At 65.2% G+C, this 16256-nt stretch carries 14 protein-coding genes; 7 read left to right on the forward strand and 7 right to left on the reverse strand.

Translation table 11 applies throughout. The annotated features are described in order from the left end of the window. The first annotated feature begins 30 nt into the window (after positions 1-30). From QCE64_RS01715 to ubiA, 5 genes are all read left to right on the forward strand, one after another. Entirely contained in the window at positions 31-990 is a 960-nt protein-coding gene (locus QCE64_RS01715) for a LysR substrate-binding domain-containing protein (RefSeq protein WP_309913786.1), read from the forward strand. 327 nt (positions 991-1317) lie between these two features. Further along, a complete protein-coding gene (locus QCE64_RS01720; protein WP_310002499.1) occupies positions 1318-2790 on the forward strand; it encodes a catalase in 1473 nt (490 codons plus the stop codon). A gap of 33 nt (positions 2791-2823) precedes the next feature. Beyond that, positions 2824-2976, forward strand: a complete 153-nt coding sequence (locus tag QCE64_RS01725) for a hypothetical protein (protein WP_309807245.1) — start codon at positions 2824-2826, stop codon at positions 2974-2976. A gap of 134 nt (positions 2977-3110) precedes the next feature. Further along, positions 3111-3599, forward strand: a complete 489-nt coding sequence (locus QCE64_RS01730) for a Dps family protein (RefSeq protein ID WP_309807246.1) — start codon at positions 3111-3113, stop codon at positions 3597-3599. Positions 3600-3729: 130 nt separating this feature from the next. Beyond that, positions 3730-4587, forward strand: coding sequence for a 4-hydroxybenzoate octaprenyltransferase (gene ubiA / locus QCE64_RS01735; protein ID WP_310002500.1), 858 nt, complete (start codon positions 3730-3732; stop codon positions 4585-4587). A gap of 58 nt (positions 4588-4645) precedes the next feature. Here the strand turns inward: ubiA and proC are convergent, their stop codons facing one another. The 6 genes from proC to QCE64_RS01765 all read right to left on the reverse strand — a co-directional run bounded on the left by proC (position 4646) and on the right by QCE64_RS01765 (position 11798). Further along, positions 4646-5458, reverse strand: a complete 813-nt coding sequence (proC, locus tag QCE64_RS01740) for a pyrroline-5-carboxylate reductase (protein ID WP_309913794.1) — start codon at positions 5456-5458, stop codon at positions 4646-4648. A gap of 13 nt (positions 5459-5471) precedes the next feature. Continuing rightward, positions 5472-6167: a YggS family pyridoxal phosphate-dependent enzyme gene (locus QCE64_RS01745; RefSeq protein WP_310002501.1), complete on the reverse strand. Its 696-nt coding sequence runs from the start codon at positions 6165-6167 to the stop codon at positions 5472-5474. Between the two features lie 55 nt (positions 6168-6222). Continuing rightward, the gene (gene glcF / locus QCE64_RS01750) at positions 6223-7449 is read right to left on the reverse strand and encodes a glycolate oxidase subunit GlcF (protein WP_309913800.1); all 1227 of its coding nucleotides are present in this window, start codon (positions 7447-7449) and stop codon (positions 6223-6225) included. 30 nt (positions 7450-7479) lie between these two features. Then, entirely contained in the window at positions 7480-8568 is a 1089-nt protein-coding gene (glcE, locus tag QCE64_RS01755) for a glycolate oxidase subunit GlcE (protein WP_309913803.1), read from the reverse strand. A 174-nt stretch (positions 8569-8742) separates the two neighbouring features. Beyond that, entirely contained in the window at positions 8743-10287 is a 1545-nt protein-coding gene (locus tag QCE64_RS01760; protein WP_309913806.1) for an FAD-linked oxidase C-terminal domain-containing protein, read from the reverse strand. A gap of 92 nt (positions 10288-10379) precedes the next feature. Then, complete coding sequence (locus QCE64_RS01765) at positions 10380-11798, reverse strand: FAD-linked oxidase C-terminal domain-containing protein (protein ID WP_309913809.1); 1419 nt, start codon at positions 11796-11798, stop codon at positions 10380-10382. A 281-nt stretch (positions 11799-12079) separates the two neighbouring features. On the opposite strand from QCE64_RS01765, the gene QCE64_RS01770 reads away from it, so the two are divergent. Both QCE64_RS01770 and QCE64_RS01775 read left to right on the forward strand, forming a co-directional pair. Then, positions 12080-12643, forward strand: coding sequence for a cob(I)yrinic acid a,c-diamide adenosyltransferase (locus QCE64_RS01770; protein WP_309913812.1), 564 nt, complete (start codon positions 12080-12082; stop codon positions 12641-12643). Positions 12644-12799: 156 nt separating this feature from the next. Beyond that, positions 12800-14866: a tetratricopeptide repeat protein gene (locus QCE64_RS01775; RefSeq protein WP_310002502.1), complete on the forward strand. Its 2067-nt coding sequence runs from the start codon at positions 12800-12802 to the stop codon at positions 14864-14866. Between the two features lie 11 nt (positions 14867-14877). On the opposite strand, the gene aroG is transcribed toward QCE64_RS01775, so the two are convergent. After that, positions 14878-15951 (reverse strand): 3-deoxy-7-phosphoheptulonate synthase AroG, encoded by a 1074-nt coding sequence (gene aroG / locus QCE64_RS01780; RefSeq protein ID WP_309913821.1) that lies wholly within the window; start codon positions 15949-15951, stop codon positions 14878-14880. Between the last annotated feature and the right edge of the window lie 305 nt (positions 15952-16256).

The following is a 16256-nucleotide window of genomic DNA, read 5'->3' on the forward strand; positions in this document are numbered from 1 at the left end:
TATTGAATCAATGTCTTCCATTGGCCCCCAATGACGCTCACTGAACTGAAGTACATCGTCGCGGTCGCGCGCGAACGGCATTTTGGCCGCGCGGCAGAGGCGTGCTTCGTCAGCCAGCCGACGCTGTCGGTGGCAATCAAGAAGCTCGAAGACGAACTGAATGTGCAGATCTTCGAGCGCGGCACGAGCGAAGTCAGCGTGACGCCCATCGGCGAGCAGATCGTGACGCAGGCGCAGCGCGTGCTCGAACAGACGCTCGCCATCAAGGAAATCGCCAAGCAGGGCAAGGATCCGCTGGTCGGGCCGCTGCGCCTGGGCGTGATCTACACCATCGGGCCGTATCTGTTGCCGACGCTGGTCAAGCAGATGATCAAGGCGGTTCCGCAAATGCCGCTGATGCTCCAGGAAAACTACACGCTCAAGCTGATCGAGCTCCTGAAGCAGGGCGAAATCGATGTCGCGATCATGGCGCTGCCGTTCCCTGAGACCGGCCTCATGGTGCGCGCGCTGTACGACGAGCCGTTCGTGGTCGCCATGCCGTCGGGTCACGCGTGGGAAAACCGCGCGAAGATCGATGCCGACGATCTCAAGCAGGAAACCATGCTGCTGCTGGGCAGCGGCCATTGTTTCCGCGATCACGTGCTCGGCGTGTGTCCGGAGCTGATGCGCTTCTCGCAGAACGCCGACGGCATCCAGAAGACCTTCGAGGGATCCTCGCTGGAAACCATCCGCCATATGGTGGCGAGCGGCGTGGGCATCACGGTGCTGCCGCGCATGTCGGTGAGCGAGGTCAAGCCGCATGCGCCGGGCATCGACTCGGGGCTGCTGAGCTACGTACCCTTCGACGAACCCGTGCCCGACCGCCGCGTCGTGCTGGCCTGGCGCAAGAGCTTTACGCGGCTGCCGGCCATCGACGCCATTTCCGACGCCATCGCGGCGTGCGACCTGCCCGGCGTGAGGAAGCTCGACATGCCGGTGGCGGTCAACTAGGCCGCAGACGCCTGCTGCCTCTGACGCGCCGCGTTCCGAAAGGACGCGGCGCGTTGTCATTGGGGCGGCCGAACTGCGCCTATCAGATAGATAAAATTAATCAACTTATAAATATCGATAGCATTCGATAAGCTCCTTCCATCGGTCCCCAACAACGGTGGACGCCCGAACCGGAGGAAGTTGATGCCCCGCACATTCACCTTCAACGCGCGCTTCGAGTCCTGGCGCCGCGTTGCAGTCAGCGTACTCGCCGACTTCGCCCGCGCCGCTGCCTGAGTCAGAGCCCGGCCGACCGATCCCATTCGAACCACGATAAGGAACACCACGATGACGACCCAACGACTCACGACCGCCGCAGGCGCGCCCGTCGGCGACAACCAGAATGCGCAGACCGCCGGTCCGCGCGGTCCGGTGACGCTGCAGGACTTCTGGCTCGTCGAAAAGCTCGCGCACTTCGACCGCGAAGTGATTCCCGAGCGCCGCGTGCATGCGAAGGGTTCGGGCGCGTTCGGCACGTTCCGCGTGACGCACGACATCTCGCGCTATACGAAGGCGAAAGTGTTCTCGGATGTCGGCAAGGAAACGCCGGTCTTCATGCGCTTCTCGACGGTTGCCGGCGAACGCGGCGCGGCGGACGCCGAGCGCGACGTACGCGGCTTCTCGATCAAGTTCTATACCGAGGAAGGCAACTGGGACGTGGTCGGCAACAACACGCCGGTGTTCTTCATCCGCGATCCGCTCAAGTTCCCCGACTTCATCCATACGCAGAAGCGCGACCCGTACACCAACATGCGCAGCAACGTGGCCGCGTGGGACTTCTGGTCGCGTCATCCGGAGTCGCTGCATCAGGTGACGATCCTCATGAGCGACCGCGGCATTCCGAAGAACTATCGCCAGATGCATGGCTTCGGGTCGCACACGTTCTCCTTCATCAACGCGGACGGCGAGCGCTTCTACGTCAAGTTCCACTTCAAGTCGCAGCAGCCGATCGAGAACTACACTGACGCGCAAGCCGCGGCCGTGATCGCGCAGGATCGCGAGAGCGCGCAGCGCGATCTGGTGCAGAGCATCGATGAAGGCCGTTTCCCGCGCTGGAATTTCCGCATCCAGGTGATGACGGAAAAGCAGGCGGCCGAATCGCGCATGAATCCGTTCGACATCACCAAGGTGTGGCCGCACAAGGACTATCCGCTGATCGATGTCGGCACGCTCGAGCTGAACCGCAACGCGCAGAACTACTTCGCGGACGTGGAGCAGGCGGCCTTCACGCCGGCCAATGTGGTGCCGGGGATCGGCTTCTCGCCTGACCGGCTGTTGCAGGGGCGTCTGTTTTCGTACGGCGATGCGCAGCGTTATCGCCTCGGCATCAATCATCATCAGGTGCCGGTGAATGCGCCGCGCGCGCCGGTTGGCCAGTCGTTTCATCGCGATGGCGCGATGCGCACCGACGGCAACCTCGGCGGCCGCGTGAACTACGAGCCGAACCGCTATGGCGAATTCGCGCAGGATGTCGCGGCGAACGAGCCGCCGCTCGCGGGCGGCACGGTGTACCGCTACGACCATCGGCAGGACGATGACTACTACAGCCAGCCGGCGGCGCTGTTCGCCCTCTTCGATGACGCGCAGCGCGAACGCTTCTTCGGCAACATCGCGCGGCACATTCATGGCGTGCCGAACGATATCGTCACGCGCCAGATCGAGCATTTCCGCCGTATCGATCCGGCATACGCGGAGGGTGTCGTCGCCGCGCTGGCGCAACTCGGTCAGACCCTCGATGTGACGGACGAAGCCGCCGTCTGACAGCGGTAGTTAGCAATACCGGGAGAACTCATCATGTCTCAAGCGTTGAACCACATCGCCCAGGCGGTCGATCACATCGAAGCCGTCAGCGTGAACGCCTCGCGCGGCGTGCGTGTCGCGCTGGCGTTCGGGATGGTCGCGGCGGCGTATGGCGTCGTCGTGGCAAGCGGGATTGCCGCAGCATGAGAAGGCGGGAAGCGCATCACGCGTCATGAAGCGCTCCCCATTTCTACGCTAAACTGTCGAGCGCTCGCGACGCCGGGTAATCAGGCCGATGCCCGGAGTCCGCACCGTTCGAACCACGCTCTCACGGAGTCATCATGGCGAAGAAAGGCACTGCACCTGCCGTCAACATCGGCATCAGCGACAAGGACCGCAAGAAGATTGCCGACGGCCTGTCCCGTCTGCTGGCCGATACCTACACGCTGTACCTGAAAACCCATAACTTCCACTGGAACGTCACGGGTCCGATGTTCAACACGCTGCACCTGATGTTCGAAACGCAATACAACGAACTCGCGCTGGCCGTCGATTCGATCGCGGAACGCATCCGTGCGCTGGGCGTGCATGCGCCGGGCAGCTACAAGGACTTCGCGAAGCTGTCGTCGATTCCGGAAGCGGATGGCGTGCCGGCGGCGGAAGAGATGATCCGCCAGCTGGTGGAAGGCCAGGAAGCGGTGGTGCGCACGGCGCGCGAGATCTTCCCGGCAACGGAAGCCGCCAACGACGAGCCGACCGCCGACCTGCTCACGCAACGCATGCAGACGCACGAAAAGACCGCGTGGATGCTGCGCGCGATGCTCGCCTGAGCGTCGAAGCACGCTTCGACATCACGCAAACCCCGCTCTCGTGCGGGGTTTGTGCTTTTGGAGGGGTTCGAACGCGCTGCTCTAAAATAGCCGCATCGCGCTTGCCGTATCTCCTGTCCCGACTTCCGCCATGTTCGCCCGACTTCCGCTCTTCATGCGCCTCGTGCGCCTCGACAAGCCCATCGGCAGCCTGCTGCTGCTGTGGCCGACGCTCAACGCGCTGTGGATCGCATCGGACGGCAAGCCGCAGCCGATGCTCCTCGTCATCTTCATCGTCGGTACGATCCTGATGCGCTCGGCGGGCTGCGCAATCAACGACTATGCCGACCGCGACTTCGACCGCCACGTGAAGCGCACTGCCGAGCGTCCAATCACGTCGGGCAAGGTCAAGGCGTGGGAAGCGGTGGCGCTGGCGGCGGCGCTCGCGCTCGTCGCCTTCCTGCTAATCCTGCCGCTCAATACGCTCACCAAGGAACTGTCGGTGTTCGCGCTGTTCGTCGCGGGCAGCTATCCGTTCACCAAGCGGTTCTTCGCGATTCCGCAGGCATATCTCGGCATCGCGTTCGGCTTCGGCATTCCGATGGCCTTTGCCGCCGTGCAGAACACCGTGCCGATGCTCGCGTGGATCATGCTCGCCGCCAACGTGTTCTGGTCGGTGGCCTACGACACCGAATACGCGATGGTCGATCGCGACGACGACATCAAGATCGGCATCCGCACCTCCGCGCTCACCTTCGGCCGCTTCGATGTGGCCGCGGTCATGCTGTGCTATGCGGCCACGCTGGCGATCCATGTGGGCATCGGCGTGGCGCTCGGCTTCGGCTGGCTCTACTGGCTCGGCTGGCTGGCGGCGGCGGCCTGCGCCGTCTATCACTACGGCCTGATCCGCAACCGCGAGCGCATGGCGTGCTTCGCGGCGTTCAAGCACAACAACTGGCTCGGCGGGATGTTGTTCGCGGGCATCGCGCTGCATTACGCGATGACGTAAATGAAAAACGGCAGCCTCGGCTGCCGTTGTCACATCGGGCGGATTGAAGCGTGCAGCCTCAGGCCGCGCCCAGTTCGTCGCCCATTTCCTTCGCACGCGCCTCGGCGGCCAGCGCGCCGCGCACGATCGCTTCCTTCACGCCCTGCGCGTCGAACGACGCGAGCGCCGCCGCCGTCGTGCCGCCCTTCGAGGTCACGCGTTCGCGCAGCACGCTTGCCGATTCCCCTGATTGCGCCGCCAGTTGCGCCGCGCCCGTGAAGGTGGCGACGGCGAGCGTGCGGCCTTGTTCATCGTCGAGGCCGAGGCGGCGCGCTGCTTCCTGCATCGCTTCGATGAAATAGAACACGTAGGCCGGGCCGCTGCCCGAGATCGCGGTGACGGCGTCGAGCTGCGCTTCGTCGTCGAACCAGACCGCCGTGCCGACCGCTTCGAGCACTTGTGAGGCCAGCGCCTTCGCGGCCTCGCTCACGCCCGGCAGCGCGGCCAGACCCGTGACGCCCATGCCGATCAGCGCGGGCGTGTTCGGCATCGTGCGCACGATCTGCGTGTAGCCGTTGAGCCAGCGCGACAGGTCCGTCGCCCGGATGCCTGCGGCGATGCTGATGACGGTTTGCTTCGACAGATGCGGCGCGAGCGCTTCACCCACGCTCTTGAGGACTTGCGGCTTCACGGCGAGCACGATGGCGTCGAAGCCGGCGAGCTGCCCGTCGATGGCGGCGCCGGTCGCCACGCCAAACTGCTTCGCGGTGCGCGCGCGGGCTTCGTCGTTGATGTCGATGGCAAAGATGTCGGCGGGCGCCGTGCCGCGCTTGATCAGTCCGCCGATGAGCGCCGCGGCCATGTTGCCGCCGCCGATGAATGCGATTTTCATGATGAGGAAAGAGTCAGTGAGGGGTGGTGCGCCTGCCGAAGATCGCGGTGCCGATGCGCACCATGGTCGCGCCTTCGAGCACGGCGGCTTCGAGATCGGCGGACATGCCCATCGAGAGCGTGTCGAGCGCGAGGCCGTCGGCGCGCAAGGCGGCCATCAGTTCGCGCAAACGCGCGAGCGGCCGGCGTTGCGCGTCGAGTGTTGCGGCGGCTTCGGGAATCGCCATCAGGCCACGCAGCCGCAGGCCGGGCAGCGCGGCGACCGCATGCGCGAGCGCGGCGGCCTCGTGCGGCTCGACACCGCTCTTCGAGGCTTCGCCGCTGACGTTCACCTGGATGCAGACATTGAGCGCGGCCGTGCCTTCGGGACGTTGCGCGGAGAGGCGCTCGGCAATCTTCAGACGGTCGACGGAATGCACCCAGTCGAACTGCTCGGCGACCACCCGCGTCTTGTTCGATTGCAGCGGCCCGATGAAATGCCATTCGATGTCGCGGCGCAGATCCGCGAGTTCCGCGATCTTGCCGATGCCTTCCTGCACGTAGTTCTCGCCGAAGGCGCGCTGGCCGGCTTCGAAGGCGGCGCGCACGTCGGCGGCAGGGAAGGTCTTGGTGACGGCGAGCAGCGCGACCGACGAGGCATCGCGCGCTGCGTCATGCGCGGCCTGGGCGATGCGCTGCCGGACTTCTTCGAGATGTTGAGCGATGGACATGCTTGAAAACGGCCTTGAGAGGGCTTGACGAGCGACGCGTCATTATACGAACGGCTCATCCGTAGATCAGATGCTCCACCAGCTGGATCCAGTGCGTGACGGGCGTGGACGTGCCGCTCTGCAGATGCGCGATGCAGCCGACATTCGCCGACACGATCAGCTGCGGCTCGAGCTTTTCGAGCCGGTCGAGCTTCTGGTTGCGCAGCGTATAGGAGAGCTTCGGCTGCAGCACCGAGTAGGTCCCCGCCGATCCGCAGCACAGATGAGCGTCGGCGGGCAGGCGCACGTCGAGCCCGAGCGAGGTCAGCAATTGCTCGACATGCCCGCGGATCTGCTGGCCATGCTGCAACGTGCAAGGCGGATGAAACGCCACCGTATGCACGCTGCGCCGCCGCGCCAGCGCGACGAGTTCTTCCTCGTAGATCGGCAGGATCTCGGCCAGGTCGCGCGTCATGTCGACGATGCGCCGCGCCTTCTCCGCGTACTTCGGATCGTGGCGCAGCAGGTGCGCATATTCCTTCACCGTCGCGCCGCAACCGGAGGCGTTCATGATGATCGCCTCGACGCCGTCTTCCACGTACGGCCACCACGCGTCGATGTTGTTGCGCACGTCGTCGAGCGCGTCGTCGTTGTAGCCCAGATGCAGGCGAATCGCGCCGCAGCAGCCCGCATTGGGCGCGGTCACGATCTCGATGCCCAGTGCATCGAACACGCGCGCCGTGGCCGTGTTCACGTTCGGCATCATCGCGGGCTGCACGCAGCCGGACAGCATCAGCATCTTGCGTTCGTGCTTGCGCGTGGGCGCGGCGAGCGGCCGCTCGGGCACCGGAATCTTCGCGCGCAGCGAGCGCGGCAGCAGCCCGCGGAACTGCTGGCCCAGCTTCATGGCCGGCGTGAACAGCGTGCTGTTGGGCAGGAAGCTCGCGAGCAGGCGCCGTTGCAAGCGCTGCCGAACGGGCCGCTCGACTTTCTCCTCCACCACCTTGCGGCCAATCTCGACCAGCCGCCCGTACTGCACGCCCGACGGGCACGTGCTTTCGCAGTTGCGGCACGTGAGGCAGCGGTCCAGATGCAGTTGCGTGCTGCGCGTGACCGGCGCGCCTTCGAACATCTGCTTCATCAGATAGATGCGCCCGCGCGGTCCGTCGAGTTCGTCGCCGAGCACTTGATAGGTCGGACAGGTCGCCGTGCAGAAGCCGCAATGCACGCACTTGCGCAGGATGGCGTCGGCTTCGTCGCCGTCAGCGGTGCCGCGGATGAATTCGGCGAGATTGGTTTGCATCGTTCAGTTCCGGTTCGGCCAGCGATGCGTCTAGAAATCGGGATACAGACGCGCGCGATTGAAGATGCGCGCCGGATCGAAAGCCGCCTTCAGCCCGCGATGAATCTTCATCAGCGGCGCGGGCAGCGGCGTGAACACACCCGCGTTGCGGTCATAAGCGGAGCCCGCCCGAAAGATCGTGGCATGGCCGCCGGCCTGCTTGGCGCTGATGCGCACGGTTTGCGGATCGGTGTCGGTGATCCACCAGCGCTGCGCGCCGCCCCATTCCATCAGCTGCGCGCCCGGCAGGTGCAGCGGCTCCGCGATCGACGGCAACGCGAGCCGCCACAGCGCCGAACGCGGCTCGATCACCGCGAAGAACGGATCCGTCTGCTCGCGCATGCCGATCCAGAAGCGGTCCGCTTCGACCGCGTCGACCACTTCGCCGCCGAGCGCGGTGCGGGCGGTCTTCACGGCCGCTTCCGCGCCGGCGAGACGCAGCGCGAGCGTGCCGTCGCGCCATGCGCTGCCGCAGATCGGCAGCGCATGGCCGCCCCATTCGTTGAGCTTGCGCACGCCGTCGGTGGCGTGCATGTCGAACTTGAGCGTGGCTTCGGCAACGGGGCGCGGCAATACCTTGATGGAGAGTTCGAGGATCAGGCCGAGCGTGCCGAGCGAACCGGCGAGAAGCCGCGCGACGTCGTAGCCCGCGACGTTCTTGACCACCTGACCGCCGAAGCGCAGTGCCTGGCCGTGGCCGTTCATCACGACGGCGCCCAGCACGAAGTCGCGCGGTGCGCCGGTCCAGGCGCGGCGCGGGCCGGCAAGTCCCGCGGCGATGCAGCCGCCGAGCGTTGCATTGCGGCCGAAGTGGGGGGGTTCGAACGGCAGCATCTGGCCGTGTTCGCGCAGCGCCGTTTCGATCTCGACGAGCGGCGTCCCGGCGCGCGCGGTGATGACGAGTTCAGCCGGATCGTAGGCGATGATGCCGCGATACGCGCGCGAGTCGAGGATCTCTCCCTGGAGCGTCTGGCCGTACCAGTCCTTCGTGCCGCCGCCGCGGATGCGCAGCGGCGTGCCATTGGCGGTGGCCCGGGCGATCCGTTCCGACCAGCCGGCGACGATGTCGTCCTGTTCCATGAGTGTTCCGTCTGAGCGTCGATGTCGTGATTCGACTTGTCTGATTCAGTGTGCTGACTTCTGACGGCTGTCCGGTCGATTGTACCGGCCGCTTAACGCCGCCGCACTCGGAGAAACATGGATAGCGGAACGCGCGCCGCACACGCGGCGCGCGGGAGAGTGGATGCCGGCGCTTCAGAAGCGCTCGAGTTCGGGATGCGGCAGCAGGCCGCCGCGCACGTGCATCTTGCCGTACTCGGCGCAGCGCGTGCGCGTCGGGATGCCCTTGTCGGGATTGAGCAGGCCGGGCGGGTCGAAGGCGCGCTTCACGGCGAAGAAGGCGTCGCGCTCTTCGGGCGAAAACTGCACGCACATCGAATTGATCTTCTCGATGCCCACGCCATGTTCGCCCGTCACCGTGCCGCCCAGCTCGACGCAGCATTCGAGAATGTCGGAGCCGAAGGCCTCGGCGCGATGCCATTCGTCGAGGTCGTTGCCGTTGAAGAGAATCAGCGGATGCATGTTGCCGTCGCCGGCGTGGAACACGTTGATGCAGCGCAGCGCGTACTTCTTCTCCATCTCCTCGATGCGTCTCAGCAAGGGCCCGATGGAGCGGCGCGGCACGGTGCCGTCCATGCAGTAGTAGTCGGGCGAGATGCGGCCCGCGGCCGGGAACGCGTTCTTGCGGCCCGACCAGAACTTGAGCCGTTCGGCTTCGGAGCGCGAGATCTGGATGCGCGAGGCGCCGTGTTCGCGCAGCACGGCCGTCATGCGCACGATTTCCTCGGCGACTTCGTCGTGCGTGCCGTCGGACTCGCACAGCAGGATGGCGGCGGCGTCGAGGTCGTAGCCCGCGTTGACGAACTGCTCGACGGCGCGCGTCGCGGGTTTGTCCATCATTTCAAGGCCGGCCGGGATGATGCCGGCGGCGATGATCGCCGCGACCGCATCGCCGCCTTTCACGACATCATCGAAGCTGGCCATGATGACCTGCGCGGTCTGCGGCTTCGGAATCAGCTTGACCGTGATCTCGGTAACGATCGCGAACATGCCTTCGCTGCCGATCAGCACCGCGAGCAGATCGAGGCCCGGCGCGTCCGGCCCGAGCGAGCCGAACTCGACGACATCGCCGTCCATGGTCACGGCGCGCACGCGCAGCACGTTATGCACGGTCAGGCCGTATTTCAGGCAATGCACGCCGCCGGAATTCTCGGACACGTTGCCGCCGATGGTGCAGGCGATCTGCGACGACGGATCCGGCGCGTAGTAGAGCCCGTAAGGCGCGGCGGCTTCGGAGATGGCGAGATTGCGCACGCCCGGCTGGACCGTGGCGGTGCGCGCATACGGATCCACTTCGACGATCTTGCGAAAGCGCGCCAGCGACAGCACGATGCCGTGGCGGATCGGCATGGCGCCGCCGGAGAGGCCGGTGCCCGCGCCGCGCGGCACGATCGGAATGGCGAGGCGGTTGCAGATCTGCACTACGCGCTGCACCTGCGCTTCGGTTTCTGGCAGCGCGACGGCGAGCGGCAGGCGCCGGTAGGCGGCGAGGCCGTCGCATTCGTACGCGGCGGTGTCCTCGTCGCGGAACAGCAGGCAATGCGTGGGGAGCACGGCCATCAGCGCCTGCACCACTTCACGCTGACGCGCGGCGAGTTGGTCTTCGGTGAGCTCGGGCGCGTCTTCGTGCGGCAGATCCGGCGCCACGTGCCCGGGCTTGAGCTCGTCGGGGGCGTTCATGTCTCCTCCTTGTGATGCCTGCGCTGTGAGTGCGCTTTCGTGAGCGCCGTTTGGCGTGCGCTCAGGTCATCCGTGCATCTTGCGCGACTTCGTCAGCCTTCGAAAGTGAAGATTTTCCCCGGATTCATCAGGTTTTTGGGATCGAGCGCCTGTTTGATCGCACGCATCACGCCGATGGCTTCCGCGCCGTGTTCCTCCAGCATGAAGCCCATCTTGTGCAGCCCGACGCCGTGCTCGCCGGTGCAGGTGCCGCCCATCTTCAGCGCGCGGCCGACGATCCGGTGGTTGATGCGTTCGGCTTCCTCCAGTTCTTCGGGCTTGTCCGGGTCGAGCAGCATCGCGACGTGGAAGTTGCCGTCGCCGACGTGGCCGACGATCGGGCACGGCAAGGTCGAGGCGATCAGGTCCTGTTCGGTTTCGTCGACGCATTCGGCGAGACGGGAGATGGGCACGCAGACGTCGGTGGTGACGGCGCGGCAGCCCGGCTTGAGTTGCAGCATCGCGAAGTAGGCGCTGTGGCGGGCGTTCCAGAGCCGGCTGCGGTCCTCGGGGCGCGTTGCCCATTCGAAGTCTTCGCCGCCATGTTCCGCGACGATGTCCTGCACGGTGCGCGCCTGTTCCTGCACGCCGGATTCGGTGCCGTGGAACTCGAAGAACAGCATCGGGGCTTCGCGCAAGGTCAGGTTCGAGTGACGGTTGATGGCGCGCACGGCGAGCGTGTCGACGAATTCGACGCGGGCAATCGGCACGCCCATCTGGATGGTCTCGATGACGGCGCGCACGGCATTGCCGATCGACGGAAACGCGCACACGGCGGCCGAGATGGCTTCGGGCTGCGGATAGAGCCGCACGGTGATTTCGGTGATCACGCCGAGCGTGCCTTCGGAGCCGACGAAAAGTCGCGTGAGGTCGTATCCAGCAGACGATTTGCGGGCGCGCGTGCCGGTCTTGACGACGCGGCCGTCCGCGGTGACGACCGTGAGGCCGAGGACGTTCTCGCGCATCGTGCCGTAGCGGACGGCGTTGGTGCCGGAGGCGCGCGTCGCGGTCATGCCGCCGATGCTGGCGTCCGCGCCGGGATCGATCGGAAAGAACAGGCCGGTGTCGCGCAATGCTTCGTTCAACTGCTTGCGCGAGATGCCGGGCTGGACCGTGACGGTGAGGTCTTCGGCGTTGATGGAGACGACCTGGTTCATCTCGGACAGGTCGATGCTGACGCCGCCCTGGACCGCGAGCAAATGGCCTTCGAGCGACGAGCCGTTGCCGTAGGGGATGACCGGCACGTCGTGCTGCGCGCAGAGTTTGACGATGGACTGAACTTCCTCGGTGCTGCGCGCGAAGACGACGGCGTCGGGGAGTTGCGGATCGAACGGCGATTCGTCGCGGCCGTGATGTTCGCGCACGGCCTGGGCGATGGAGACGCGTTCGGCGAATTGCTGTTGCAGGGCGTCGAGCAGCGCGGCGGGGAAGGGGCGCTTCTGGAAGACGTGGGGTTCGTTGGGATGGTTCACGGGCGGGGTCTCCGGGCGGCGTGCGTTGTCGTGCGGTAGGTTCGGTGTGTCTCCGGCGCGCTGGGTACGGACGTTGCGTTTTTCGCTTTTTTCGCTCGACGGTCCGATGCGGCCGGCAGGGCTCTGCGCGGATGGCCGTGCTATTCGGTGCGGCCATGCGCCCTGTTTGTTTCATTTTACGCTTTTGGGGCGCGGCTCGACGGGGCGGGCTGGAGGTCCGGGAGCGCGCCCTTGCGTGCCTATAATGGGCCGGCAGGTTTTCGGGGCTTCAGGAGCAGATGATGGGAAATCGTTTGAGCAAGATCGCGACGCGCACCGGTGACGACGGCACCACGGGTCTGGGCGATGGCCGCCGTGTGTCGAAGGACGATGCGCGCATTGCGGCGATCGGCGACATCGACGAACTGAATTCGACGCTCGGCGTTCTGCTGTGCGAGCCGATGCCCACCGACGTGCGCGATGCGCTGACGCGGATCCAGAACGATTTGTTCGATCTTGGAGGCGAGCTGTCCATTCCGGGGCACGCGATGATCGAGGAGGCGCATCTGGCGCAACTCGATGGGTGGCTCGCCGAGTACAACGCCACGCTGCCGCCGTTGAAGGAATTCATTTTGCCGGGCGGGTCGCGGGCGGCGGCGGTGGCGCATGTCGCGCGGACCGTGTGCCGGCGGGCGGAACGGGCGATCGTCGCGTTGGGGCGGGTGGAAAGCGCGGGGGTGAATGACGCGCCGAGACGGTATGTGAACCGGTTGTCGGATTTGTTGTTCGTGCTGGCGAGGGTGATGAATCGGGTGGATGGTGGGACGGATGTGTTGTGGAAGAGGGAGCACAATCCACGCGACTAGCCCGTCGCCGCCTTAATCCAGACTGTCTGGACGCTGAATTTGGCGGTTCCTCCGGCCAAATGCGACCTATATTGAAAGCTTCGTAGGGTTCGGCGGGGGAGGCGACATGGGTTCCAAAAAGGGGAATGCCGTGCAGCCGCCGCGCTCGGCGTCACTTTGGGGTCGCGTCTGGACCTGGCTCGGCCTGCCGGGCAATCAGAAGACCCTGCGCTTTCTCGGCGCCGGAGTTGCCGCAGCGATTGCGCTGCTTGCCAGCGCGGGGTTCATCGGGCGCAACGATCATGCGTCGGGCCGCAACGACGCTCCTGCGGCCGCTGCTCCCGCAGCGCCCGTTCAGCACACTTCATCCGAAAGTCAGGCGGCGCCGAGTCAGAACGCGATGGCGGGAAGCGGCGGCGTTGCGGCCAATGTTCTGGGAACGGGCAATCAGGTCACGATAGGCGGCACACGGCCATGAAGCCGATCGGGTCATGGCTCGCGGTGGGCTGCCTCGGATTGTTCGCAGGACTTGCGGAAGACGCCCGGGCCGCGGAAGAGCAGACTTCGCCCGGGCAGGTCGCCCGTGCGGGGCCCGGGGGCGTGGCCCTGAACATTCTCGGCGACCGCAACATCGTCACCATCAATCCCGCCGATCCGCAAGTGAGAGTGATCGTCGCGCGCCTGGTGACATCCAGTGCGCAGACCAGGAAACGGCAGCGCGGCCAGGACGAAGCCATCGCCGAACTCGGACGGCAGGTCGACGACGTCCGGCAGGCCGTCGCCGCTGTGGTCGCGGCCGCGCGTCAACCGGCCGCCGACAAGGCCAGTCGCGATGCGGCCGATCTGCTCGCCATCGGCGATACCGGACCGGCTCAGGCGTTGCTGCGCCAGCAGGAGTTTGCCGCGTTGAAGGCGGCGGAGCTCGACGGCGCCAACAGCGCGGCGCAGCGGGAGCGCGCGGCGACACTGGCTATCGATCAGGGCGCGCTGGCGTCGCTGTCGGACACCCAGACGGCGATCGCGGCCTACGAGCGCGCGGTGCGCTACGAACCCGACAATCCGTGGAATCTGTTCAGGCTCGGCGATCTGCTGATGATCTCCGGCCATACCCAGGAGGCGCTGGCCACGTTCGAGAAGGCGCGAACACTCGCCGGACAGCAGCGTGCGTTGAGGGGCCGTCCAGGCGGCTACGAACATGCGATGGCGGCGAGCTTGCTGCGCTCCGGCGATGCGCTCGTCGTACTTGGAAAGCCCGATGCAGCGCTTGTCCGTTATCGGGAAGGACTGGATGTTTCGAGTCCGTATGCCGATGCCGGCGCCGACATGACCGGGATGTTGCGCGCCCGCGCGGCGCTGTATCAACGCGTGGGTGACCTGTACGTTCTGAGACGGGAATGGGCCAAGGCGCTGCGTGAATATCAGAATTCGGTCGAAGTCAGGGAGCGGCTGCTCAAAGGCCGGCCGACGGATGCGGTCATCGCACTCGGTTTGTCGTCGACCTGGCAAAAGATTGGCGACGCGTACGTTCAGCAACTCAACCATGAAAAAGCGCTGACGGCATTCGAGCAGGCGCGGCGGGTCGCACTTCCTCCGTCCGACGCCGACAGGCCACTCTGGAGCAGCAACGAAGCCAAGATTCTGCAGCGGATGGGCAACGCTCAGATTGGGCAAAGAAAGCGTGTCGAGGCGCAGGAAAACTATGCTCAGGCGTTGACGATTCGCCGGGCGCTCGTCGCGCAGGACCCGAAGAATCTCGAATGGAAGGACGACCTCGCGTACACCTGCATGCGCATGGGCAATCTCCAGTTCGGCAACCGGGAGTTCAAGAGTGCACTATCGAGTTATCAGGAGGCGCTCGCCATCTCGCTTGAACTCGTCAAGCAGGATGAATCGAATCTCGAATGGAAACGCGCAGCCGCGCTCAGTCAGAGAAAAGTAGGATTCGCACACGAAGCGAACGGTAACAGCGCACTCGCACAGGGGTCGTTGACCGATTCGATGCACGGCTCAGAGGCACTGCTTCGAAGCGATCCGACCAATGCCGAATGGCGCACCGACCTCGCCATCACACTTTTGCGGCTCGGTACGATCACCGGGCAGACGGCGGAGCAGCGGGCGGTCTGGCTGCGCCGGAGCCAGGACATCTTCGAGGGATTGCGCTCGAAGGGCGAACTCGCGGGCGAGGACGAGCAGTATGCCGCTGCGGCTGCGCGCGAGCTCGACCAGGTCCGCGATAAACGCTAAACCCTCCGCCCTTAATTCCCCCCACCCCGAGCCACCCGACGCAGCTTGACCGATTCCGCCAGCCCCTCAAGCACCCCAACACTCTCGTCCCACCCGATGCACGCATCGGTGACGCTCTGCCCGTAAGTCAGCTCGCACCCTTCCTTCAGATCCTGCCGCCCGGCGACCAGATGCGATTCCACCATCACGCCGACGATCCGTTCATCGCCCGCTGCCAGCTGACGCCCGATGTCCGCGCACACCGGAATCTGGTTCTCATGCTTCTTCGAGCTGTTCGCGTGGCTCGCATCGACCATCAGACGCGCCGCCAGACCGGCCTTGCCGATGTCGCTGCAGGCGGCATCGACGCTCGCCGCGTCGTAGTTTGGCGTCTTGCCGCCGCGCAGGATGATGTGGCAGTCCTCGTTGCCGGCGGTGGAGACGATCGCCGAATGACCGCCCTTCGTCACCGACAGGAAATGGTGCGGCTGCGACGCCGCCTTGATTGCATCGACGGCGATCTTCACATTGCCGTCCGTGCCGTTCTTGAAGCCCACCGGGCAGGACAGCCCCGAAGCCAGCTCGCGATGCACTTGCGATTCCGTGGTCCGCGCGCCGATCGCGCCCCAGGAAATCAGGTCCGCGATGTACTGCGGGCTGATCATGTCGAGGTATTCCGTGCCGGCGGGCAGCCCGAGCTCGTTGATGTGCATCAGCAGCTCGCGCGCGGCGCGCAGGCCGTCGTTGATCTTGAAGCTGTTGTCCATGTACGGGTCGTTGATGAGCCCCTTCCAGCCCACCGTCGTGCGCGGTTTCTCAAAATACACGCGCATGACGATTTCCAGTTCGCCCGCGAAGCGCTTGCGCTGCTCGATGAGGCGTCCGGCGTACTCGATCGCCGCCTTCGGATCATGAATGGAGCACGGCCCGATGATGACGATCAACCGGTCATCCATGCCGTGGAGAATGCGGTGCATCGACTGCCGCGCGTTGTAGATGAGTTCGGAAACCGGTTCGGCGCAGGGGAATTCGCGGATCAGATGCGCGGGCGGGGTCAGCTCTTTCAATTCACGGATGCGGACGTCATCGGTATTGTGCGGGGGCATTTCGTTTCTCCAACAGGACAGTTCCAGCGCTATTCGGCAAGGCGGCAAGGCGAAAAAAAAACCGCCAGACTCGCTGGCGGTTTTTCGGGAATTTGGTTTGTTCAACCGGTACTCACCCCTCTCCATCCGCCAGCGGCTTGAGATGCCAAAAGAAATAAAAATAAAACTTGGCGGACATGGCGGAATCAGGACGGGCGAAAGTGTGGTGTCTGCGTTTATAACCTCTGAGACGCGAAGCTGGCAAGCCTGAATGCGGAAGAACGCGGAAAATCCGCATCATTATCAGTCGGAGCGCATGTTTCGAG

This window comes from Caballeronia sp. LZ043, from assembly GCF_031451075.1.
Lineage (GTDB): Bacteria > Pseudomonadota > Gammaproteobacteria > Burkholderiales > Burkholderiaceae > Caballeronia.

Excerpts from the sequence above, each read along its gene's own strand:
- QCE64_RS01715 (WP_309913786.1), top strand. The coding sequence starts at position 31 with ATGACGCTCACTGAACTGAAGTACATCGTCGCGGTCGCGCGCGAACGG.
- QCE64_RS01720 (WP_310002499.1), top strand. The coding sequence starts at position 1,318 with ATGACGACCCAACGACTCACGACCGCCGCAGGCGCGCCCGTCGGCGAC.
- QCE64_RS01730 (WP_309807246.1), top strand. The coding sequence starts at position 3,111 with ATGGCGAAGAAAGGCACTGCACCTGCCGTCAACATCGGCATCAGCGAC.
- aroG (WP_309913821.1), bottom strand. The coding sequence starts at position 15,951 with ATGCCCCCGCACAATACCGATGACGTCCGCATCCGTGAATTGAAAGAG.
- ubiA (WP_310002500.1), top strand. The coding sequence starts at position 3,730 with ATGTTCGCCCGACTTCCGCTCTTCATGCGCCTCGTGCGCCTCGACAAG.
- QCE64_RS01770 (WP_309913812.1), top strand. The coding sequence starts at position 12,080 with ATGGGAAATCGTTTGAGCAAGATCGCGACGCGCACCGGTGACGACGGC.
- glcE (WP_309913803.1), bottom strand. The coding sequence starts at position 8,568 with ATGGAACAGGACGACATCGTCGCCGGCTGGTCGGAACGGATCGCCCGG.
- QCE64_RS01725 (WP_309807245.1), top strand. The coding sequence starts at position 2,824 with ATGTCTCAAGCGTTGAACCACATCGCCCAGGCGGTCGATCACATCGAA.
- QCE64_RS01760 (WP_309913806.1), bottom strand. The coding sequence starts at position 10,287 with ATGAACGCCCCCGACGAGCTCAAGCCCGGGCACGTGGCGCCGGATCTG.
- glcF (WP_309913800.1), bottom strand. The coding sequence starts at position 7,449 with ATGCAAACCAATCTCGCCGAATTCATCCGCGGCACCGCTGACGGCGAC.
- proC (WP_309913794.1), bottom strand. The coding sequence starts at position 5,458 with ATGAAAATCGCATTCATCGGCGGCGGCAACATGGCCGCGGCGCTCATC.
- QCE64_RS01745 (WP_310002501.1), bottom strand. The coding sequence starts at position 6,167 with ATGTCCATCGCTCAACATCTCGAAGAAGTCCGGCAGCGCATCGCCCAG.